This window comes from Mycobacterium paraffinicum (assembly GCF_025822865.1).
Taxonomy (GTDB): Bacteria; Actinomycetota; Actinomycetes; order Mycobacteriales; family Mycobacteriaceae; genus Mycobacterium; species Mycobacterium paraffinicum.
In genome coordinates, this window is record NZ_JACKUR010000030.1 from 1 (window position 1) to 17,314 (window position 17,314).

Consider the following 17,314-nt stretch of genomic DNA (forward strand, 5'->3'; position numbering starts at 1 on the left):
CGGCCACCGACTCGGCATCCAACAACTCACGCTGATCATCAGAACGACCCTGCACCCACTGATCATCCCGAAAACCCCAGCACAACCCACCCCGCCACGCGGGATTAATTCAGCAGGCTCCTAGTCGCGCAGCATCTCGGCGACCAGGAAGGCCAACTCCAGCGACTGCTGGGTGTTCAGCCGCGGGTCGCAGGCCGTCTCGTAGCGCCCCGCCAAGTCCAGATCCGAAATGTCTTGCGCCCCACCGAGGCATTCCGTGACGTCCTCGCCGGTGATCTCGACGTGGATGCCACCCGGGTGCGTGCCCAGCGCGCGGTGCACCTCGAAGAAACCCTGCACCTCGTCGACGACGCGGTCGAAATGCCGGGTCTTGTATCCGTTCGACGACTCGTGGGTGTTGCCGTGCATGGGGTCGCACTGCCAGATCACCTGGTGACCGGTCGCCTGGACCTTCTCGACGATGGGCGGCAGCAGATCGCGCACCTTGTTGTTGCCCATCCGGCTCACCAACGTCAACCGGCCCGGCTTGTTGTGCGGGTCAAGCCGTTCCACGTATTCGACGGCCAGTTCCGCGGTCATCGTCGGACCGATCTTCACGCCGATCGGGTTGGCGATCACCTCCGCGAACGCGATGTGCGCGCCGTCGAGCTGGCGCGTCCGCTCGCCGATCCAGACGGTGTGCGCCGACAGGTCGAACAGCTGCGGCTCCCCGTCCTCGCTCTCCGACAACCGCAGCATGGCCCGTTCGTAGTCCAGCACCAAAGCCTCATGGCTGGCGTAGATTTCGGCGGTCTGCAGGTTGCGGTCGGCCACGCCGCAGGCGCTCATGAACCGCAGGCCCCGGTCGATCTCGGTGGCCAGCGCCTCGTAGCGGGCGCCGGCCGGCGACGTCCGGACGAACTCCCGGTTCCAGTCGTGGACCAGGTGCAGCGACGCCAGACCCGACGACGTCAGCGCCCGCACCAGGTTCATCGCCGCGCTGGCGTTGGCGTACGCGCGCACCAGCCGCGACGGGTCGTGCTCGCGCGCGGCCGCATCCGGGGCGAATCCGTTGATCATGTCCCCGCGGTAGGACCTCAACCCCAGGGCGTCGATGTCGGCCGAGCGCGGCTTGGCGTACTGGCCGGCGATGCGGGCCACCTTGACCACCGGCATGCTGGCGCCGTAGGTCAGCACCACGGCCATCTGCAGCAGGGCGCGGATGTTGCCCCGGATGTGGGGCTCGGTGTTGTCGGTGAACGTCTCCGCGCAGTCCCCGCCCTGCAGCAGGAACGCCTCGCCCTTGGCGACCTGGGCCAGCTGCTCCTGCAGCCGGAGGATCTCCGAGGGCACCGTCACCGGCGGCACGCTCTCGAGGACCGTGCGCATCGCCGCCGCCTGTTCGGCCGGCCAGCTGGGTTGCTGGGCGGCCGGCTTGGCCAGTGCGGCGTCCAGCCGCGCCCGCAGGTCGTTCGGCAGCGGGGGCAGCGACGGCAGCTGGTCGATCGGGATGTCGACGGTCCAGTTCATCGGTCCATGGTAACCGGGGCGCGAGGGTGACTGATCAGCGCGAACGTCGTCCGGGCGGGCTCAGGCCGATGCTGCGCCGTTCGGATCGCTCCCGCGGCCGTCCGCCGCCGCCGCGGTGATCAACCGGAATCGCCGCATCTGGTCTCGGGCGTCGACCAGCGCGTCGTGGGCATCGCGCGACCGCGGCGGCATGGGCGGGCAGCCCCGGTCCTCCCACAATTGCCGCAAGTCCCGGGTGAACCGGGGCAGCGCCCGTGGCAGCTCGGGCATCGTGCCCCACAGCTGGCACAGGGCCACGTGGTCATAGGCGCCGATCCAGGCCCACAGTTCGATGGGGTCGGTGGCGTCGACGCTTGAGACGCCGAAGAAATCCTCGAGGTCCGAGCGGATCTGCCTGCGCGAGCGCCACAGCTGCGACGACGGCGGTGGCAGCTTGGGCAGGACGTTGGCGCGCACCCAGCCGCCGGCGCGCTCGGGATCGAACTCCGTGGACACGGCGTAGTACTCGCGGCCGTCCTCGGCGACCACACCGATGGAGATCAACTCGATGGTGCGGCCGTCCTCGATGAATTCGGTGTCGTAGAAGTACCGCACCGGCGAAAGCCTATCTGCTGATCAGGATGGGCCCCGTCGGCGGCGGTGCCGCGTGTACGTCGTGGTCGAGCTGGGCGTCGACCGCGCGTTCGTCGGGCAGGCGCGGCGTGCCCGCGATCGCGCACTGCAGGTACAGCTTGGCCCGCACCACCGGGCGGCGCAGCGTCCGTTCGCGTTGCAGCGCGCGGCGCATCTTCTCGGGTCGGTAGGTGTATCGCCAGCGAGCCCAGGGCGCGTGCGGGCGGGACAGCCGGACCGCGCCGATGACCAGCAGCACGACGATGAACATGCCGAGCAGCCCGGTCCATACCTTGCCCTTGAGCACGACGATCACCGCCAGCGGCAGCGTCAACACCAGTCCGCCGGCCACCGCGGCGCGCAGCGGCCAGGAATCGGTGCCTTCCCAGATCGGCAGGAAAAACATCAGCGGATGCAGGCCCATGATCAACAGCCCGGCCACCCCCACCGCGGCGAACACGGCGTCCACCGAAGTGCGCCCGTCCTCCGACCAGTAGACGTCGGACAGGTGCAGGATCAGCGCGTACTCGTCGAGCACCAGGGCCGCCCCGACGCCGAAAAATATTGCGGACAAGGTGAATTCGGGCTCGTGTCCGTCAATGGACAGGGTGACCAAGGTCAGGCCGGAGAGCAGCACCAGGACGACGCCGAACGTCACGTGGTGGATGTGGACCCCGCTGACATGGACATTGCGCGGGTGCCACCACCTGGCCGGGCGGCCGGTCTCGGCGCGGTGGCGGATGAAGCGCACGAACGTCCGCGTGACGAAAAACGTCAGGATGAACGCCACCAGGCAGCACAGCAGGGGCAACCGGCCGCCCTCGAGGATGTCGTGCGCGAACCAGCGCGTCACCCGCAGCACGAACCAGTGAAGCACTCTTGAAACGTACGCCTGTGGTCGTCGACGCCGCCGGAAGCCGCGCGGAGGGACGTACCACGTTCGCGCACCGATTACGCTGTTGTGCGACATGAGTAGATGGCGGGCGCCCGACGTGGGCCACCCAAGCAAACGTGGCCCCGGGCAGGTCCTGTTGTGGTGCGGTCTTTGGCTGCTGGCGGCGGCGGGGCTGGGCTATGTGGCCTGGCAACTGTTCGGCCACATCCCCTATCGCATCGATATCGACGTGTATCAGATGGGCGCGCAGGCGTGGATGCAGGGCCGTTCGCTGTACCACGGTGATGTGCTTTTCCACACACCGATCGGGCTCAACCTGCCGTTCACCTATCCCCCGCTGGCGGCGATCGTGTTCTGCCCGTTCGCCTGGCTGCACATGCCGGCCGCCAGCGTCGCGATCACGGCGCTGACGTTGGTGCTGCTGGTGGTGTCCACCGTGATCGTGCTGACCCGCCTCGACGTCTGGGCCGCCTCGACGGCGCTGCCCGGCCCGGCCTGGCTGCGCCGCTGGTGGCTGGCCGTCGTCATCACGCTGGCGGCGACGCTCTGGCTGGAACCCATCACCTCGAACTTCGCCTTCGGCCAGATCAACGTCGTGTTGATGACCCTGGTGATCGCCGACTGCCTGCCGCGCCGCACACCGTGGCCACGCGGGCTGCTGCTGGGACTGGGCATAGCGCTCAAACTCACGCCGGCGGTGTTTCTGCTCTACTTCTTGCTTCGTCGCGACAACCGGGCGGCACTGACGGCCGTGGCGTCCTTGGTGGTGACGACGGCGGTGGGTTTCGTTCTGGCATGGCGTGATTCGTGGGAGTACTGGACGCACACCCTGCCGCACACCGATCGGATCGGCGAGGCGGCGCTGAACACCGATCAAAACATCGCCGGGGCCCTGGCCCGGCTCGGGCTCGGCGAGCAACAGCGCTTCCTGCTGTGGGTGGTCGCCTCGCTGCTCGTGCTCGCGCTCACGGTGTGGGCGATGCGCAGGGTGCTGCGGGCCGACGAGCCCGTGCTCGCGGTCATCTGCGTCGCGTTGTTCGGGTTGATGGTCTCCCCGGTCTCGTGGTCACACCACTGGGTGTGGGGGTTGCCGACGGTGGTGGTGCTCGCCGTGCTGGCCTGGCGGCGCCGCAACGTGACGCTGGCCGTGGTCGGTGCCGCGGGGGTGGCGCTGATGAGGTGGTCGCCGATCGACCTGCTGCCCAAGCATCACGAGGCGTCGGCGGTCTGGTGGCGTCAGCTCGCCGGGATGTCCTACGTGTGGTGGGCCCTGGCGGTCATCGTCGCGGCCGGGCTGACGGTGACCACTCGCAAGCCGTCGCCGGATTCGGCGCCGCAAGAATTGACGCCGGTGACAGCAGCCGGCTAGTCGAGCCCGCGGATCAACCGGCGGCGGTTTCCGGGATCCGGTCGGCCTCGCTGGTCGATCCCTCGCCGTTGCGGCTTTCCTTGACGCTGGCGGCGTAGATGTCGACGTACTCCTGGCCGGAGAGCCCCATCAGCTCGTAGATCACCTCGTCGATGACGGCGCGCTCGATGAAGCGGTTGCCGGCCAACCCCTCGAATCGGGAGAAGTCCATCGGCTTGCCGAAGCGAACGGTGACCCGGCCGAAGCGCAGCATGTTCGTCCCCGGCGGGTTGACGACGTTGGTGCCGATCATCGCCACCGGGATCACCGGGACGCCGGTGTGCAGGGCCAGCCGCGCCAGACCGGTCTTGCCCTTGTACAGCCGGCCGTCCGGCGATCGGGTGCCTTCGGGGTACATCCCCAGCAGCTTGCCGGTCGAGAGCAGCCGCTCGGCGGTGGTCAGTGCGGCCTGCGCGCTGTCGGCGTCGGTCCGGTCGATCGGCACCTGGCCCACGGCGGTGAAAAACCAGCGCTGGAACCAGCCCTTCAAGCCGGTCCCCGTGAAGTATTCGGCCTTCGCCAGGAAGGTGATCCGGCGGCGCACCACCAGCGGCAGGTAGAAGCTGTCCATCACGGCCAGGTGATTACTGGCCAGTATCGCCGGGCCGGAACTCGGAATGTGTTCCAGCCCTTCAACTTTTGGCCGACCGAGCAAGGCCAGCAACGGGCCGAGCAGTACGTACTTGAATAGCCAGTACCACATGGCCCTCCCTCTCGCCCGCCCGCCGGTGTTCTGCGCCAACTGTACCCACCGCATGCGCAAGGGACCACCTTCGACGCAGCGGGGTCACTCCTCGACGGTGACGGGGATGGGCTGATACCGGGTCCTGGTCGCGGAGTCTGGAGACTCCGCCTCGGTGGCGCCGTCGCCGGGTGGCCCGTCGGGCGGTGGTTTCGCCGCCCCGTTGATGTCGTCGAGCATGGCCCGGATCACCTCGAGCAGGGCGATGCTGTGGTCGGCGATCACGGTGATCAGCGGGTGCTGCTCACCGGTCGCCAGCGCGGCCAGCGCGCACACCGGGCACCACACCTGTTGGCACTTGCCGGTCCCGGCTCCCCGGCCCGCCGTCAGCGCGGCGGCCGTCCGCACCGCCGGGTCGATCCCGTCCAGGATCGTCTGGGCGAGCCTGCGCAGCTCCGGACCGATATCCGAATGACCCCCACTCACTTAGGCCACACCTCCGGATCTGGACGAAATCGCACCGTCAGCTCGCTACCCCGCAATTGTGCGTCCAGCACCGTGCAGCGGCGGAGCACGGACGCCAACCTAACCCTGCGCCGCAACCCGCCGGCGCTGATGATCAGATCGTCGTCAACGCGCCCCAGCGTGAGCGTCGACGGATCGAGTTGCGGCAACGCTAACCGCATTCGATAAATGGAACCAAGTCCCGTTCCCGATTCCAGGTCCACCGTCGGCCGCAACGGGCCCGGCGGCGGCGCCCCGCCGCGACGGCGCGCGGAGTCGAGCAACTCGCCCAGGGCCTTGGGGCCGATCGGCTCCCCGGACAGGTGCGGAGTCAACACCAGGGCCACCTCACCAATGGTGGCGTCGAGCTCGTCGAGAACACCACGTTGTTCGGAAATGCGTTCGGCGTACCAGTAAAACGCGGGGTGCTCCGGAAGGTTGCGGTATTCGTAAGATGCGTCTTCGGTCAGAACCTGGTTGACAATCAGTTCCTCGACGCGCACCCCCATCAATGCCAGCGAACCCAGCGTCCGGGCCGCCTCCGCAGCGACCACCCGCTCCGGCGTCAATACCAAGTGCGCGCCGACCAATTCGCCGTCGGTCAGCAGGGTACTGAGCGCCTCGACGCTGGCGCTGATGCGCTCCAGCAGCTCCACCACCGCCGCCGAGCGGGAGTCGTCGGCGCCGACGGACAGCCGCCGATGGCGCGGCCACGCGCGCTCGACGTAGAGCCCGAAGGTGGCGGGCAGGGTCAACATCCGCAGCGCGTCGGCGGTCGAGGCGCAGTCGACGACGATGCGATCCCAGCGCCCGGAGACGGCCAGCTCGCCGACGGCGTGCAGCCCGAGCACTTCCTGAACACCCGGAAGCGCCGAAAGTTCTTCGGGGGCAATGGTACTCAGTTCGGTATCGGGGAAACGCAGGTCCAGCGTATCGACCACGTCGCGCCAGCGAACCTCGAGCAGGGCCAAGGTGTCCAACGCGAGCGCGTCGAGAAAGCCACCGCCGGCCTGCTCGTCATCGGCGAGGACCCGAACCAGTTCGCCCTGGCTGGGTGGGACGGGGACACCGAGCACGTCGCCGAGTGAGTGCGCCTGATCGGTGGACACCACCAGCACCCGCTGCCCCGCGCTTGCGGCACCGACCGCCGTCGCACAGGCCAGCGTGGACTTTCCTACCCCGCCCTTGCCAACGAAGAGGCTGATTCGGGCCGGGGTGGACGCCCGCGATTCGCTGGACTCACTCAGCCCTCGACTCGTTTCTTCAGATCCTTCAACGCGGTGTCGGTCAACCGCCGCTCGGCCTTGCGCTTGAGCAGACCGATCATGGGAACGGCGAGGTCAACCGAGAGCTCGTAGGTGACCTCGGTGCCAGATCCCTTGGGCGCCAATCGATATGTGCCCTCCAGCGAACGCAGCAGCGAGCTGGAGACCAGGGTCCAACTGACCGACTGCCGGTCCTTGGGCCACTGGTAGGAAATGACCATCGTGTCCTTGAGCACGGCGGCGTCCAGCACCACCCGCGCGACTTTGGGATAGCCGTCGGCGTCCTTCTCCTGGACCTCGGCTTCCCGGTATTCCGAGATCCACTGCGGGTAGGAATCGATATCCGCGATGACGCCCATCACCGTGCTCGGGTCGGCGTCGATGTAAATGGTCTGCGACGTCTTCTCCGCCACCTGGTGCTGCCCTCTCTCCCGCGAGCGGTCGACGCCGCCGGCGGGGAAACTTTCCTGCGGGTCCAACCCCCGGGCCTTCGGTCCGAAACGGTACTCTCCCCGCAAACCTGACCCGGCTAAACTACCGGAGAAACCCCGACCGGACGCGACCGTTCCAGCGTCGTCTTGACCTCGAAGGCCATTTTCTTTCCCGCCACCCGACGGCGGTGCGTCATTTTCGCCAGATTCAGCTTGGCCAACTGCCAGGCCGCCACCCCGGTGGGTTCGGCGTGCAGGAAGTAATGCAGCACCACCCCGTCCAGCGACGGCTCCAGCCAGATCTCCATGGTTCCGGTCAGCGCGCCGGTGACCGTCCAGCGGATCCCCTTGTCGCCGCGCTCCTCGACCACCTGCAGCCGCAGGTCCGGCCACCACCGGCGCCAGCTGGACGGGTCGGCGACCGCGGCGCCGACCCGCGCACCATCGGCGGCGACGAACGTCTCGTCGGCGATCTGGATGCTGTTCACCACCCCAGCTTCACACACCCGGGCCCGCGCCCGGCAGACTGCCACCGTTCCTGCGCGAACGCGCGGATTAGGCTGGACGGCAACAAGCCGGCCCCCGGAACGTCACCCAAGCCAAAATCGAGGTCAGTAAGAGTGCGTGAGTACAGTGTCCCCGCCCGCTTCTCCGTCGGCGAGCACGACAACATCGCGGCCATGGTCTTCGAGCACGAGCGATCAGACCCCGGCTTCATCATCTTCCGGCGTCAGGTCGACGGCGAATGGACCGACGTCACCTGCGCGCAGGTGGCCAACCAGGTTCGCTCCGCGGCGCTGGGTCTGATCGCGCTCGGGGTCCAGGCCGGCGACCGGGTCTCCATCTTCTCGGCCACCCGCTACGAGTGGGCGATCATCGACCTGGCGATCCTGTCCGTCGGCGCGGTCACCGTGCCGATCTACGAGACGTCGTCGGCCGAGCAGGTGCGCTGGGTGCTGCAGGACTCCGAGGCGGTGGTCGCCTTCGCCGAGACCGACGCGCACGCCGCGATGGTCACCGAACTCACCGCCGACCTGCCCGCCCTGCGCCGCGTGCTGCACATCGACGGCTCCGGACCCAAGGCGCTCGATCAGCTCGCGGAGGCCGGCGCGTCGGTCGAACCCGCCGAGCTCACCGCCCGCCAGGAGGCGCTGCGCGCCGACGACCCGGCGACGCTCATCTACACCTCGGGCACTACCGGACGGCCCAAGGGCTGCCAGCTCACCCATTCCAACCTGCTGTACGAGACCCGCGGCGCCAAGGAGTGCCTGCCGACGCTGCTGGACGAGGGGCAGCGGCTGCTGATCTTCCTGCCGCTGGCCCACGTGCTGGCGCGCTCGCTGACCCTCTCGGCATTCGCCAACAAAGTGACGGTCGGGTTCACCAGCGACATCAAGAACCTGCTGCCGATGTTCGCCGTGTTCAAGCCGACGGTGGTGGTGTCGGTGCCCCGGGTGTTCGAGAAGGTCTACAACACCGCCGAGCAGAACGCGGTCAACGACGGCAAGGGCCGGATCTTCGCGGCCGCAGTGCAAACCGCGGTCGACTGGAGCCAGGCGCAGGACAGCGGGCGGCCGGGGCTGGTGCTGCGCGCCAAGCATGCGTTGTTCGACCGGCTGGTCTATCACAAGCTTCGTGCCGCGCTGGGCGGTGAATGCCACGCGTCCGTCTCGGGTGGCGCCCCGCTGGGCGCGCGGCTAGGCCACTTCTACCGGGGGGTGGGCCTGACCATCCACGAGGGCTACGGCCTGACGGAGACCAGCTCGGCCATCACGGTCAACCAGGTCGGCAACGTCCGGATAGGGACGGTCGGAACGCTGTTGCCGGGCAACAGCATGCGCATCGCCGAAGACGGCGAGCTTCTGGTCCGGGGCGGCGTGGTGTTCAGCGGCTACTGGCGCAACGAGCAGGCCACCAACGACGCGTTCACCGACGGCTGGTTCAAGACCGGCGATCTCGGCGCGCTCGACGAGGACGGCTTCCTGAGGATCACCGGCCGCAAGAAGGAGATCATCGTCACCGCCGGCGGTAAGAACGTCGCCCCGGCCGTGCTGGAGGACCAGCTGCGGGCGCACGCGCTGATCAGCCAGGCCATGGTGGTGGGCGACGCCAAGCCGTTCATCGGCGCGCTGATCACCATCGACCCCGAGGCGTTCGACGCGTGGAAGGAGCGCAACCACAAGGCGGCCGGCGCGTCGGTGGCCGATCTGGCCGGCGACCCGGACCTGGTCGCCGAGGTGGACGCCGCCGTCAAGCACGCCAACCAGGCGGTGTCGCACGCCGAGTCCATTCGCAAGTTCCGCATCCTGCCGGTCGACTTCACCGAGGACACCGGCGAGCTGACACCGACGATGAAGGTCAAGCGCAACGTGGTCGCCGAGAAGTTCGCCTCCGACATCGACTGGATCTACGAAAAGGACTAGCGGCCCGCATTCGCCGAGCCCGGGCCCCGCCGCGTTGCGAGCGTCACGCCGGCGTGACGCGGGGCGTCGATAGTCACGCTGGCGTGACGCTCGAGCCGTCAGGCGCCGTCAGCGCAGAGGATTTCGGCCAGCCGCGCGGCGAGGGTGTCCCAGCGCCAGTGGGCCGTCACCCACTCCCGCCCGGCCGCCCCCATGGCGGCGGCCCGATCCCGGTCGCCGAGCAACTCGGTGACGGCGTCGGCGACGGCGCTCAGCGAGCGCCCATCGACCACCAATCCAGTCTTGTTGTGCTGCACGGCTTCTGGAGCCCCACCGGAGTCGCCGGCGATCACCGGCTTGCCGGTCGCCGAGGCCTCGAGGAAGACGATGCCCAAGCCCTCGACGTCCATGCCGGCGCCGCGGGTGCGGCACGGCATCGCGAAAACGTCGGCCAGCGCGTGGTGTGCGGGCAGCTCGGCGGCCGGTACGCCGCCGGTGAACGTCACATGCTCGCCCACCCCGCAGTCGCGGGCGAGCTTGCGCAGCGATTCCAGGTAGGGACCGCCGCCGACGATGACCAGGGCGGCGCCCTCGACGCGCTGCCGTATCGACGGCAGCGCCTTGATCAGCATGTCCTGACCCTTGCGCGGGACCAGCCGGGACACGCACACGACCGTGGGCCGCTCCCCCAGCCGATACCGGTCGCGCAGCGCGGCGCCGGCCGCCGGGTCGGGCCGGAACCGGTCGGTGTTGACGCCGGGCGGCAGGTATTCCAGCGCGGCGTTGGGCCCGAAGGCCGGGGCGAACCGGGCGCGGGTGTAGCGGCTGACGAACGTGACGACGTCGGTGCTGTCGCCGATGCGCCGCAGCACCGACCGCGCGACGGGGAGCATCGACCAGCCCACTTCGTGCCCGTGCGTGCTGGCCACCACCCGGGTCGCCCCCGCCTGCCGGGCGCGCTGCGCCAGCAGCGCCAGCGGCGCGGCCGCACCGAACCAGACGGTGTCGATGCCGTTGTCGGCGATCAGCCGGCGCATCCGGGCGTCCACCGCCGGGCCGGGCAGCATCAACGTGCCGGGATGACGGACCACCCGGTAACCCGCCGCCTCGGCCGCATGGTCGAAGGCGTCGGCGCCCTTCCATTGCGGCGCGTACACCGTCATCGAATGCAACCCGGCGCCGACCAGCTGCCCGACGAAGTCACTCAGGTAGGACTGGATGCCGCCCGGCCGGGGCGGAAAGTCGTTGGTTACCAGCAGGACCCGACTCACTGCGTCAGGCTAGCCTGACGCGCGCAGGGTCCGTGCGGGGCATCGGTCAGCCGGCGTGGGTCAGCCACTCGTGCCAGCGCGCGAGCAGGCCGGGCGAGTCGGTGGCCAGCACGTCGTGGGCGGCGGAGGCCACGTCGGCGTGCCGGGCACCACAGACGGCCAGATACAGGTCGTGCAGCTTGGCCGTCCCGAAGGTGTCCGCGACGAAACGCGCGAACCACCACGCGCGGTCGTACGCCAGCGAACGCTGCGGCCCCGGCGCGTCGAGGTCGGCATCCGAGGGCAGCGTCAACGGGACCGGGAGCGCGTCGATGGGCACCGGAGCCCGGGGCCGGCCGACGAAATCGGCCACGCCCTCGGTCAGCCACCGGGGCGCATCCGCGGCGGTGTCCGCGCGGGCGGCATAGTGAAAAAGCTCGTGCGTCAACACGATTCGCAGCGCACCCTCGGTCATGTTGGCCGCGGCGGGCGCGAAGACGATCCGCTGACCGATAACCACCCGGTGCGCGGGATCGACACGTTCGGCGACCGTCACGGCAGCGATGTCCGCCCACTGCGCCGCCGGACCGCCGCCGGCGGCGGCGCGGAACTCCTCGTCGGTGTGGGCGGCGACCACCGATATGTCGCGTGACCAGTCGACCCCCCAGAACGCCTCGACCGCGTTGATCGCGGCGCCGATGCCGGACGCCACCCGGGACAGCAGCCGGTCGCCGGCCGGACCGCCGAGGCCGAGCAGCCGAACGTTGCGATCACCGACGACCAGTGACTTCGTACCGGCGCTGACCTGGCTGCGTGCGGGCGTGATCAGTTGCGGGGGTCGTGTGCCGCCGCCGCGTCCCGCATCCAGCGGGACGGCCGCCGCAACGATGAGCTCGACCAGGAACACCCAGGCCAGCAGCAGCGTCAGCCGGCGCCGCCGGCCGGGACCTCTAGTACCGGCGGGCGTCGTGGATCGGGCCTGCCGCATTCATCGGCACCACGCGCACCGGTTGGCCGTAGGTGGAGGAATGGATCACCATGCCGTCACCGACGTAGAGGCCGCTGTGTGACGCGTCGTTATAGAAGGTGATCACGTCGCCGGGCTGCAGGTCCGACAGGGAGACCGGTTGGCCGCCTTGGGCCTGCGCCTGGCTGGAGTGCGGGAGCGAGATGCCGGCCTGCTGGAACGCCCACATCACCAGGCCGGAGCAGTCGAACCCGCCGGGCGCGGCACCGCCCCAGACGTATGGCGAACCGACCTGCGTCAGCGCCGCCTGCACGACGGTCCCGCGGTCACCGCCGCCGACACCGCCACCGAACGGTCCGGGCATTCCGCCGGGAGGCGGAACCTCACCGGGGGCCTGCCCGGGTGCCTGCGGCGCGCCGGGCGGGGCGGCCTCCGGCGCGGGGGCGCCGGGCGCCGGGAGACCCGCCGGGACGGGACCGGGATCGGCGAGCGCGGTGCGCTGCTCGGGCGACAGGGAAACGTACTGCGACTTGACGACCGCGATCTGTACCTGCAGCTGACTCTGCTTGGACTGCAGGCTCGCTCGCACCGCGGCGGCCTGCTCGGCGGCGCTCTTCGCGTCGGCGGCGGACTTGGCGGCCTCCCGCTCGGCCTTGGCGGCCTGCTCGCCGGCGGCCCGGAAACTCGTCATCTGGTCGGCCATCTGCGTCGCCATCAGCCGCTGCATGGCCAGCTTGTCGATCAGCCCTTGCGGCGATCCCGCGGTCAGCATCGCCGTCATGCCGTCGACGCGGCCGCCCATGTAGGTCGCGGCAGCGAGCTTGTTCACGGCACCCTGGAACGACGCCAGGCGAGCCTTGGCCGCATCGACGGCGGCCTGAGCGTCGTCGTGCTTCTTGTCCGCCGCACGCTGGGCCACCAACTTGTTGTTCAGGTCGAGCTGCGCGCTGTGCATCGCCTCGGTGGTCTGCTCGGCCTGGCGGGACAACTCGTTGAGTTTGGCCAGCGCATCTTCGGCCGGGTCGGCCGAGACGTTCGCGGCGAGGGCACCCGCTAAGACTGTGAAGCCCGCTAGCGTCCCGATGGCAAATCGTGTGAGGACACGCGCTATCGGATATCTAGAGTCAAGCCTCAAGATTTTGCTTCCTTAAACGGACCATCGACGACCAGGCGCCGTCGAGCTGGTTTAGGTCTCAAACAGGTTACGAAACGATATCGACGTTTGTCCAAAGCGGGGGGTTAAGAAATTGGAAAGATTTCTGTCATTATCATGTGGACGACGCTGACCCCCTCGTAAACCTTTGGCACACAAAGCATCTTAGGCTACGCCCGAATCCCGTTCGCGGCGGATGGGCACCAACCGTAATCGCGGTGCCAGGCCGACATCGGCCAGCACCGCCAATGCAGCGCATTCGTCCTCCAACAAAGTTCCCGGGACCCCGAGTAACACGCTGACTACGCAATCGCGGCATCCCGGTCCGCGCACCGCGCAGTCGTCGCAGTCGATCACCACCGGCGCCCCCGAGTCCGGCACCGTCGCGCCGTCGCTGTCGGGCCCATTGCTTCGTGCCATCGGGATCGGTCCTCTCGGTCAGGCTTGGCGAACGTCAGGTCGACTCTCCGAACGGTAACCACACCCACCGACAACCCCCGGCGGCGCGTTTCGGCTGGCAAGCGGGCTCGGCTCGCTCGGCGTGGGAACAGCGCGGGTGTCGGTGGACCCGCTTAACGTCGCGGTCATGGGTGCCGGTGGTGCGACTCAGCTCAGTTTCACCGACTTGGGGCCATCCTTCGCCACCGCCGACGTCACGTTGCTCGACACGACCTTCGTGGTGGTGGACCTGGAGACCACGGGCGGACGCACGAAAAGCACCGACGGAAACGCGCCCGACGCCATCACCGAGATCGGGGCGGTCAAGGTGCGCGGCGGCGCCGTGCTTGGCGAGTTCGCCACGCTCGTCGACCCGGAGCGCAGCATCCCGCCCCAGATCGTGCGGCTGACCGGCATCACCACCGCGATGGTGTCCGACGCCCCGACAATCGATGCGGTGTTGCCGATGTTCCTCGAATTCGCGGGTTTGGACCACGGGACGGTGCTGGTGGCCCACAACGCCGGGTTCGACGTCGGATTTCTGCGGGCCGCCGCGGCGCGGTGCGATATCCCCTGGCCCCGGCCGCAGGTGCTCTGCACCGTGCGGCTGGCCCGCCGGGTGCTCAGCCGCGAGGAAGCCCCCACCGTGCGGCTGGCCGCGCTGGCGCGGCTGTTTGCCGTCGCCACCCAGCCCACCCACCGTGCGCTGGACGACGCCCGCGCCACCGTCGACGTGCTGCACGCGCTCATCGAGCGGGTGGGCAATCAGGGGGTGCACACCTACGCCGACCTGCGCTCCTACCTGCCGGACGTGACGCCGGCCCAGCGGCGCAAGCGGGTCCTCGCCGAGGGCCTGCCCCGCCGCCCGGGGGTCTACCTGTTTCGCGGGCCGTCCGGCGAGGTGCTCTACGTCGGCACCGCCGTCGACCTGCGCCGCCGCGTCGGGCAGTACTTCACCGGCGCCGACCCGCGCGGCCGGATGAAGGAGATGGTCAATCTGGCCACCGCGGTCGACCACGTCGAGTGTGCGCACGCGCTGGAGGCCGGCGTCCGCGAGCTGCGCCTGCTCGCGGCGCACGCCCCGCCCTACAACCGCCGTTCCCGGTTCCCGCACCGGTGGTGGTGGGTGGCGCTCACCGACGAGGCGTTCCCGCGGCTCGCGATGGTCCGGGCACCGCGCCACGACCGCGCCGTCGGCCCGTTCCGGTCGCGCGCCGACGCCTCCGACACGGCCGCGCTGCTGGCGCGCTTCACCGGCCTCCGGACCTGCACGGCCCGGCTGGGCCGCTCGGTCCTGCACGGGCCGGCCTGCCCCGAGGCCGAGGTCTCACCGTGTCCCGCGGCGCGCGGCATCACGGCCACGCAATACGCGGCGGCCGTGGCGCGCGCCGCCGCGTTGATCGACGGGACGGAGAACGCCGCGCTGTCGGCAGCCGTCGATCAGGTCACGGCGCTGGCCGAGCGCCGCAATTTCGAAAGCGCCGCGCGCCTGCGCGACCGCACCGCCACCGCCGCCGAAATCCTGTGGCGCGGCCAGCGGTTGCGCGCCCTGGCCACGCTGCCCGAGCTGATCGCCGCCGCGCCCGACGGGGACGGTGGTTACCACCTCGCCGTCGTCCGGCACGGCCAGCTCGCCGCGGCCGGCACCGCCAGGCGCGGGGTGCCCCCGATGCCGGTGGTCGACGCCATTGTGGCTGGGGCACAGGCGATTTTGCCCGTTGCGGCCCCGCTGGGCGGTGCGCTGGTGGAGGAATCCGCGCTCATCGCGCGCTGGCTGGCCGGTCCCGGGGTGCGCATCGTTCGGGTCGACGACTCCCCCGACGCCGCCGGCTGGGCTTCACCACTGCGCTCGGCCGGCGCTTGGGCGTCCTGGGCGGCCTCGGCGCGCTCGGCGCGGCTGGCCTATGAGCAAGCGGCCCAACACGACTCAGACCTGCTGGCTGAACCGCACCCATCGCGCGAGCAGCTGTTCGGCCGCGCCGGAATCGATCGCCGCGACGGCGCGCTGCAGCCCGTCCTCCCACGCCGGCAACCATTCAGCGCGGCTGGATAGGCCGGCGTGGGCGACGATCGCCCCCGCGGCGTTGAGCACGACGGCGTCCCGGACCGGGCCTTTGTCACCGGCCAGCACCGCGCGCACCTCCGCCGCGTTGGCTTGCGCGTCGCCGCCCAGCAGATCGGCGAGATCGGCTCGGGCAAAACCGAATCCGGCCGGGTCGAACGTCAGCTTGTCCACCGTCCCGGCCTGCACCCGCCAAATCGTGCTGGTGGTGGTCGTCGTCAACTCGTCAAGCCCGTCGTCGCCATGGACCACCAGCACGCTGGACCGGCGCGCGGCGAAGACCCCCGCCATCACCTCGGCCAGATCGGCGAACGCGCAGCCGATCAGGCCGGCCCGCGGCCTCGCCGGATTGGTAAGGGGCCCAAGGAGATTGAACACCGTCGGCACGCCGATCTCGCGGCGCACCACCGACGCGTGCCGGTACGAAGGGTGGAACAGCGGCGCAAAGCAGAACCCGATGCCCACCTCGGTCAGGCTCTGTGCCACCTGCTCGGGTTCGAGGTCGATACGCACCCCGAGCGCCTCCAGCGTGTCGGCGCCGCCGGACAACGACGATGCCGCGCGGTTGCCGTGCTTGACCACCGGCACACCGGCGGCCGCGACCACGATCGCCGCCATGGTGGAGAGGTTGACGGTGTTGACGCCGTCACCACCGGTCCCGACGATGTCCACGCTGTCGTCGCGGATGGCGGGCATCGGGCGCGCGTGGCCCAGCATGACGTCGGCCAGCTCGCTGACCTCGGCCGAGGTCGGGACCTTCATCTGCATCGCCACCGCAAACGATGCGACCTGCGCCGGGCTCGCGTCGCCGGCCATGATCTGATCCATGGCCCAGGCGGCCTGGCCGCGCGCGAGATCCTGACCGCCCATCAACCGGGCCAGAACCCCCGGCCACGAGGGTGCCGCCCCGGCCGGTCGCCCGGCGGACCCGCCGGTGGAAGCCCCAGATGACACAGCCACGCGCCGATGGTCCCACGCGGACCCGACCTGCCCCAACCGGCGCGGAAAGCCGCCCGCTCCGGACGGCCTCGCGACGCGAAAACATCAAATGCCGCCCCGGGTGGAGTTAATCAACTACAAAGCGTCATACTTGCGGATGTGACCAGCGCTGTAGGGACCTCAGGTACTGCAATCACGTCGCGCGTTCATTCGTTGAATCGACCGAATATGGTCAGTGTCGGCACCATCGTTTGGCTCTCCAGCGAGCTGATGTTCTTTGCTGGCCTGTTCGCGATGTACTTCACCGCGCGTGCGCAGTCCGGCGGCAAGTGGCCGCCACCGCCGACCGAACTGAACCTCTATCAGGCCGTCCCGGTGACGCTCGTGCTGATCGCGTCGTCGTTCACCTGCCAGATGGGTGTGTTCGCGGCCGAACGCGGCGACGTCTTCGGGTTGCGCCGCTGGTATGTGATCACCTTTCTGATGGGCCTGTTCTTCGTTTGCGGGCAGGGCTACGAGTACTTCCACCTGGCCACGCACGGCACCACGATTCCCGGCAGCGCCTACGGCAGCGTGTTCTACCTGGCGACCGGGTTCCACGGCCTGCACGTCACCGGCGGTCTGATCGCCTTCATCTTCTTGCTGGCCCGCACCGCGATGAGCAAGTTCACTCCGGCGCAGGCCACCGCGAGCATCGTCGTTTCTTACTACTGGCATTTCGTCGACATCGTGTGGATCGCGCTGTTCACCGTGATCTATTTCATCCGATGAGCCGGCGGCTCCGAATACAGGAATGA

Annotated in this window: 16 protein-coding genes and 1 pseudogene; 4 read left to right on the top strand and 13 right to left on the bottom strand. The window is 69.4% G+C overall.

Annotation, left to right across the window (positions count from 1 at the left end):
- Positions 1-120: 120 nt before the first annotated feature.
- From H7J89_RS20780 to H7J89_RS20790, 3 genes are read right to left on the bottom strand one after another with little or no spacing between them, the layout of a single operon-like run.
- Positions 121-1,509 (bottom strand): class II 3-deoxy-7-phosphoheptulonate synthase, encoded by a 1,389-nt coding sequence (locus H7J89_RS20780; RefSeq protein ID WP_264046194.1) that lies wholly within the window; start codon positions 1,507-1,509, stop codon positions 121-123.
- 60 nt (positions 1,510-1,569) lie between these two features.
- Positions 1,570-2,103 carry a polyadenylate-specific 3'-exoribonuclease AS gene (locus H7J89_RS20785; protein WP_264046196.1) on the bottom strand — a complete coding sequence of 178 codons (534 nt, stop codon included), beginning with the start codon at positions 2,101-2,103 and terminating at the stop codon, positions 1,570-1,572.
- 10 nt (positions 2,104-2,113) lie between these two features.
- The gene (locus tag H7J89_RS20790; RefSeq protein ID WP_264046336.1) at positions 2,114-2,980 is read right to left on the bottom strand and encodes a hypothetical protein; all 867 of its coding nucleotides are present in this window, start codon (positions 2,978-2,980) and stop codon (positions 2,114-2,116) included.
- Positions 2,981-3,089: 109 nt separating this feature from the next.
- Here H7J89_RS20790 and H7J89_RS20795 point away from each other — a divergent pair, with 109 nt between their 5' ends.
- Complete coding sequence (locus H7J89_RS20795; RefSeq protein ID WP_264046199.1) at positions 3,090-4,385, top strand: glycosyltransferase 87 family protein; 1,296 nt, start codon at positions 3,090-3,092, stop codon at positions 4,383-4,385.
- 13 nt (positions 4,386-4,398) lie between these two features.
- Here H7J89_RS20795 and H7J89_RS20800 read toward each other — a convergent pair whose 3' ends face one another.
- The 5 genes from H7J89_RS20800 to H7J89_RS20820 all read right to left on the bottom strand — a co-directional run bounded on the left by H7J89_RS20800 (position 4,399) and on the right by H7J89_RS20820 (position 7,794).
- On the bottom strand, positions 4,399-5,127 hold the full coding sequence (locus H7J89_RS20800; protein WP_264046337.1) for a lysophospholipid acyltransferase family protein: 729 nt from the start codon (positions 5,125-5,127) through the stop codon (positions 4,399-4,401).
- 84 nt (positions 5,128-5,211) lie between these two features.
- Positions 5,212-5,592: a hypothetical protein gene (locus tag H7J89_RS20805; protein WP_264046201.1), complete on the bottom strand. Its 381-nt coding sequence runs from the start codon at positions 5,590-5,592 to the stop codon at positions 5,212-5,214.
- Positions 5,589-6,857, bottom strand: coding sequence for an ArsA family ATPase (locus H7J89_RS20810; RefSeq protein WP_264046339.1), 1,269 nt, complete (start codon positions 6,855-6,857; stop codon positions 5,589-5,591). The genes H7J89_RS20805 and H7J89_RS20810 overlap by 4 nt, the downstream gene beginning before the upstream one ends.
- On the bottom strand, positions 6,854-7,288 hold the full coding sequence (locus H7J89_RS20815; protein WP_264046341.1) for an SRPBCC family protein: 435 nt from the start codon (positions 7,286-7,288) through the stop codon (positions 6,854-6,856). Before H7J89_RS20815 ends, H7J89_RS20810 begins: the two co-directional genes overlap by 4 nt.
- Before the next feature lie 116 nt (positions 7,289-7,404).
- Positions 7,405-7,794 carry a polyketide cyclase / dehydrase and lipid transport gene (locus H7J89_RS20820; protein WP_264046203.1) on the bottom strand — a complete coding sequence of 130 codons (390 nt, stop codon included), beginning with the start codon at positions 7,792-7,794 and terminating at the stop codon, positions 7,405-7,407.
- Between the two features lie 132 nt (positions 7,795-7,926).
- On the opposite strand from H7J89_RS20820, the gene H7J89_RS20825 reads away from it, so the two are divergent.
- Entirely contained in the window at positions 7,927-9,729 is a 1,803-nt protein-coding gene (locus tag H7J89_RS20825; RefSeq protein WP_264046205.1) for an AMP-dependent synthetase/ligase, read from the top strand.
- 98 nt (positions 9,730-9,827) lie between these two features.
- Here H7J89_RS20825 and pimB read toward each other — a convergent pair whose 3' ends face one another.
- From pimB to H7J89_RS20845, 4 genes are all read right to left on the bottom strand, one after another.
- Positions 9,828-10,979, bottom strand: a complete 1,152-nt coding sequence (gene pimB, locus H7J89_RS20830) for a GDP-mannose-dependent alpha-(1-6)-phosphatidylinositol monomannoside mannosyltransferase (RefSeq protein ID WP_264046207.1) — start codon at positions 10,977-10,979, stop codon at positions 9,828-9,830.
- A gap of 46 nt (positions 10,980-11,025) precedes the next feature.
- Positions 11,026-11,865, bottom strand: coding sequence for a hypothetical protein (locus tag H7J89_RS20835; protein ID WP_264046343.1), 840 nt, complete (start codon positions 11,863-11,865; stop codon positions 11,026-11,028).
- 43 nt (positions 11,866-11,908) lie between these two features.
- On the bottom strand, positions 11,909-13,060 hold the full coding sequence (gene ripC / locus H7J89_RS20840; RefSeq protein WP_264046209.1) for a peptidoglycan hydrolase RipC: 1,152 nt from the start codon (positions 13,058-13,060) through the stop codon (positions 11,909-11,911).
- A 183-nt stretch (positions 13,061-13,243) separates the two neighbouring features.
- A complete protein-coding gene (locus H7J89_RS20845) occupies positions 13,244-13,498 on the bottom strand; it encodes a hypothetical protein (RefSeq protein ID WP_082939197.1) in 255 nt (84 codons plus the stop codon).
- Positions 13,499-13,664: 166 nt separating this feature from the next.
- Between H7J89_RS20845 and H7J89_RS20850 the strand changes: the two are divergent.
- A pseudogene (locus H7J89_RS20850) lies at positions 13,665-15,506 on the top strand (DEDD exonuclease domain-containing protein); the annotation flags it as partial.
- On the opposite strand, the gene trpD reads toward H7J89_RS20850, so the two are convergent.
- On the bottom strand, positions 15,444-16,538 hold the full coding sequence (gene trpD, locus H7J89_RS20855) for an anthranilate phosphoribosyltransferase (protein ID WP_372513816.1): 1,095 nt from the start codon (positions 16,536-16,538) through the stop codon (positions 15,444-15,446). The pseudogene H7J89_RS20850 and the gene trpD overlap by 63 nt on opposite strands.
- Positions 16,539-16,676: 138 nt before the next feature.
- Between trpD and ctaE the strand changes: the two genes are divergently transcribed.
- Complete coding sequence (ctaE, locus tag H7J89_RS20860) at positions 16,677-17,288, top strand: aa3-type cytochrome oxidase subunit III (protein ID WP_055401014.1); 612 nt, start codon at positions 16,677-16,679, stop codon at positions 17,286-17,288.
- Positions 17,289-17,314: the final 26 nt, after the last annotated feature.

Excerpts from the sequence above, each read along its gene's own strand:
- H7J89_RS20780 (WP_264046194.1), bottom strand. The coding sequence starts at position 1,509 with ATGAACTGGACCGTCGACATCCCGATCGACCAGCTGCCGTCGCTGCCC.
- H7J89_RS20795 (WP_264046199.1), top strand. The coding sequence starts at position 3,090 with ATGAGTAGATGGCGGGCGCCCGACGTGGGCCACCCAAGCAAACGTGGC.
- H7J89_RS20800 (WP_264046337.1), bottom strand. The coding sequence starts at position 5,127 with ATGTGGTACTGGCTATTCAAGTACGTACTGCTCGGCCCGTTGCTGGCC.
- H7J89_RS20845 (WP_082939197.1), bottom strand. The coding sequence starts at position 13,498 with ATGGCACGAAGCAATGGGCCCGACAGCGACGGCGCGACGGTGCCGGAC.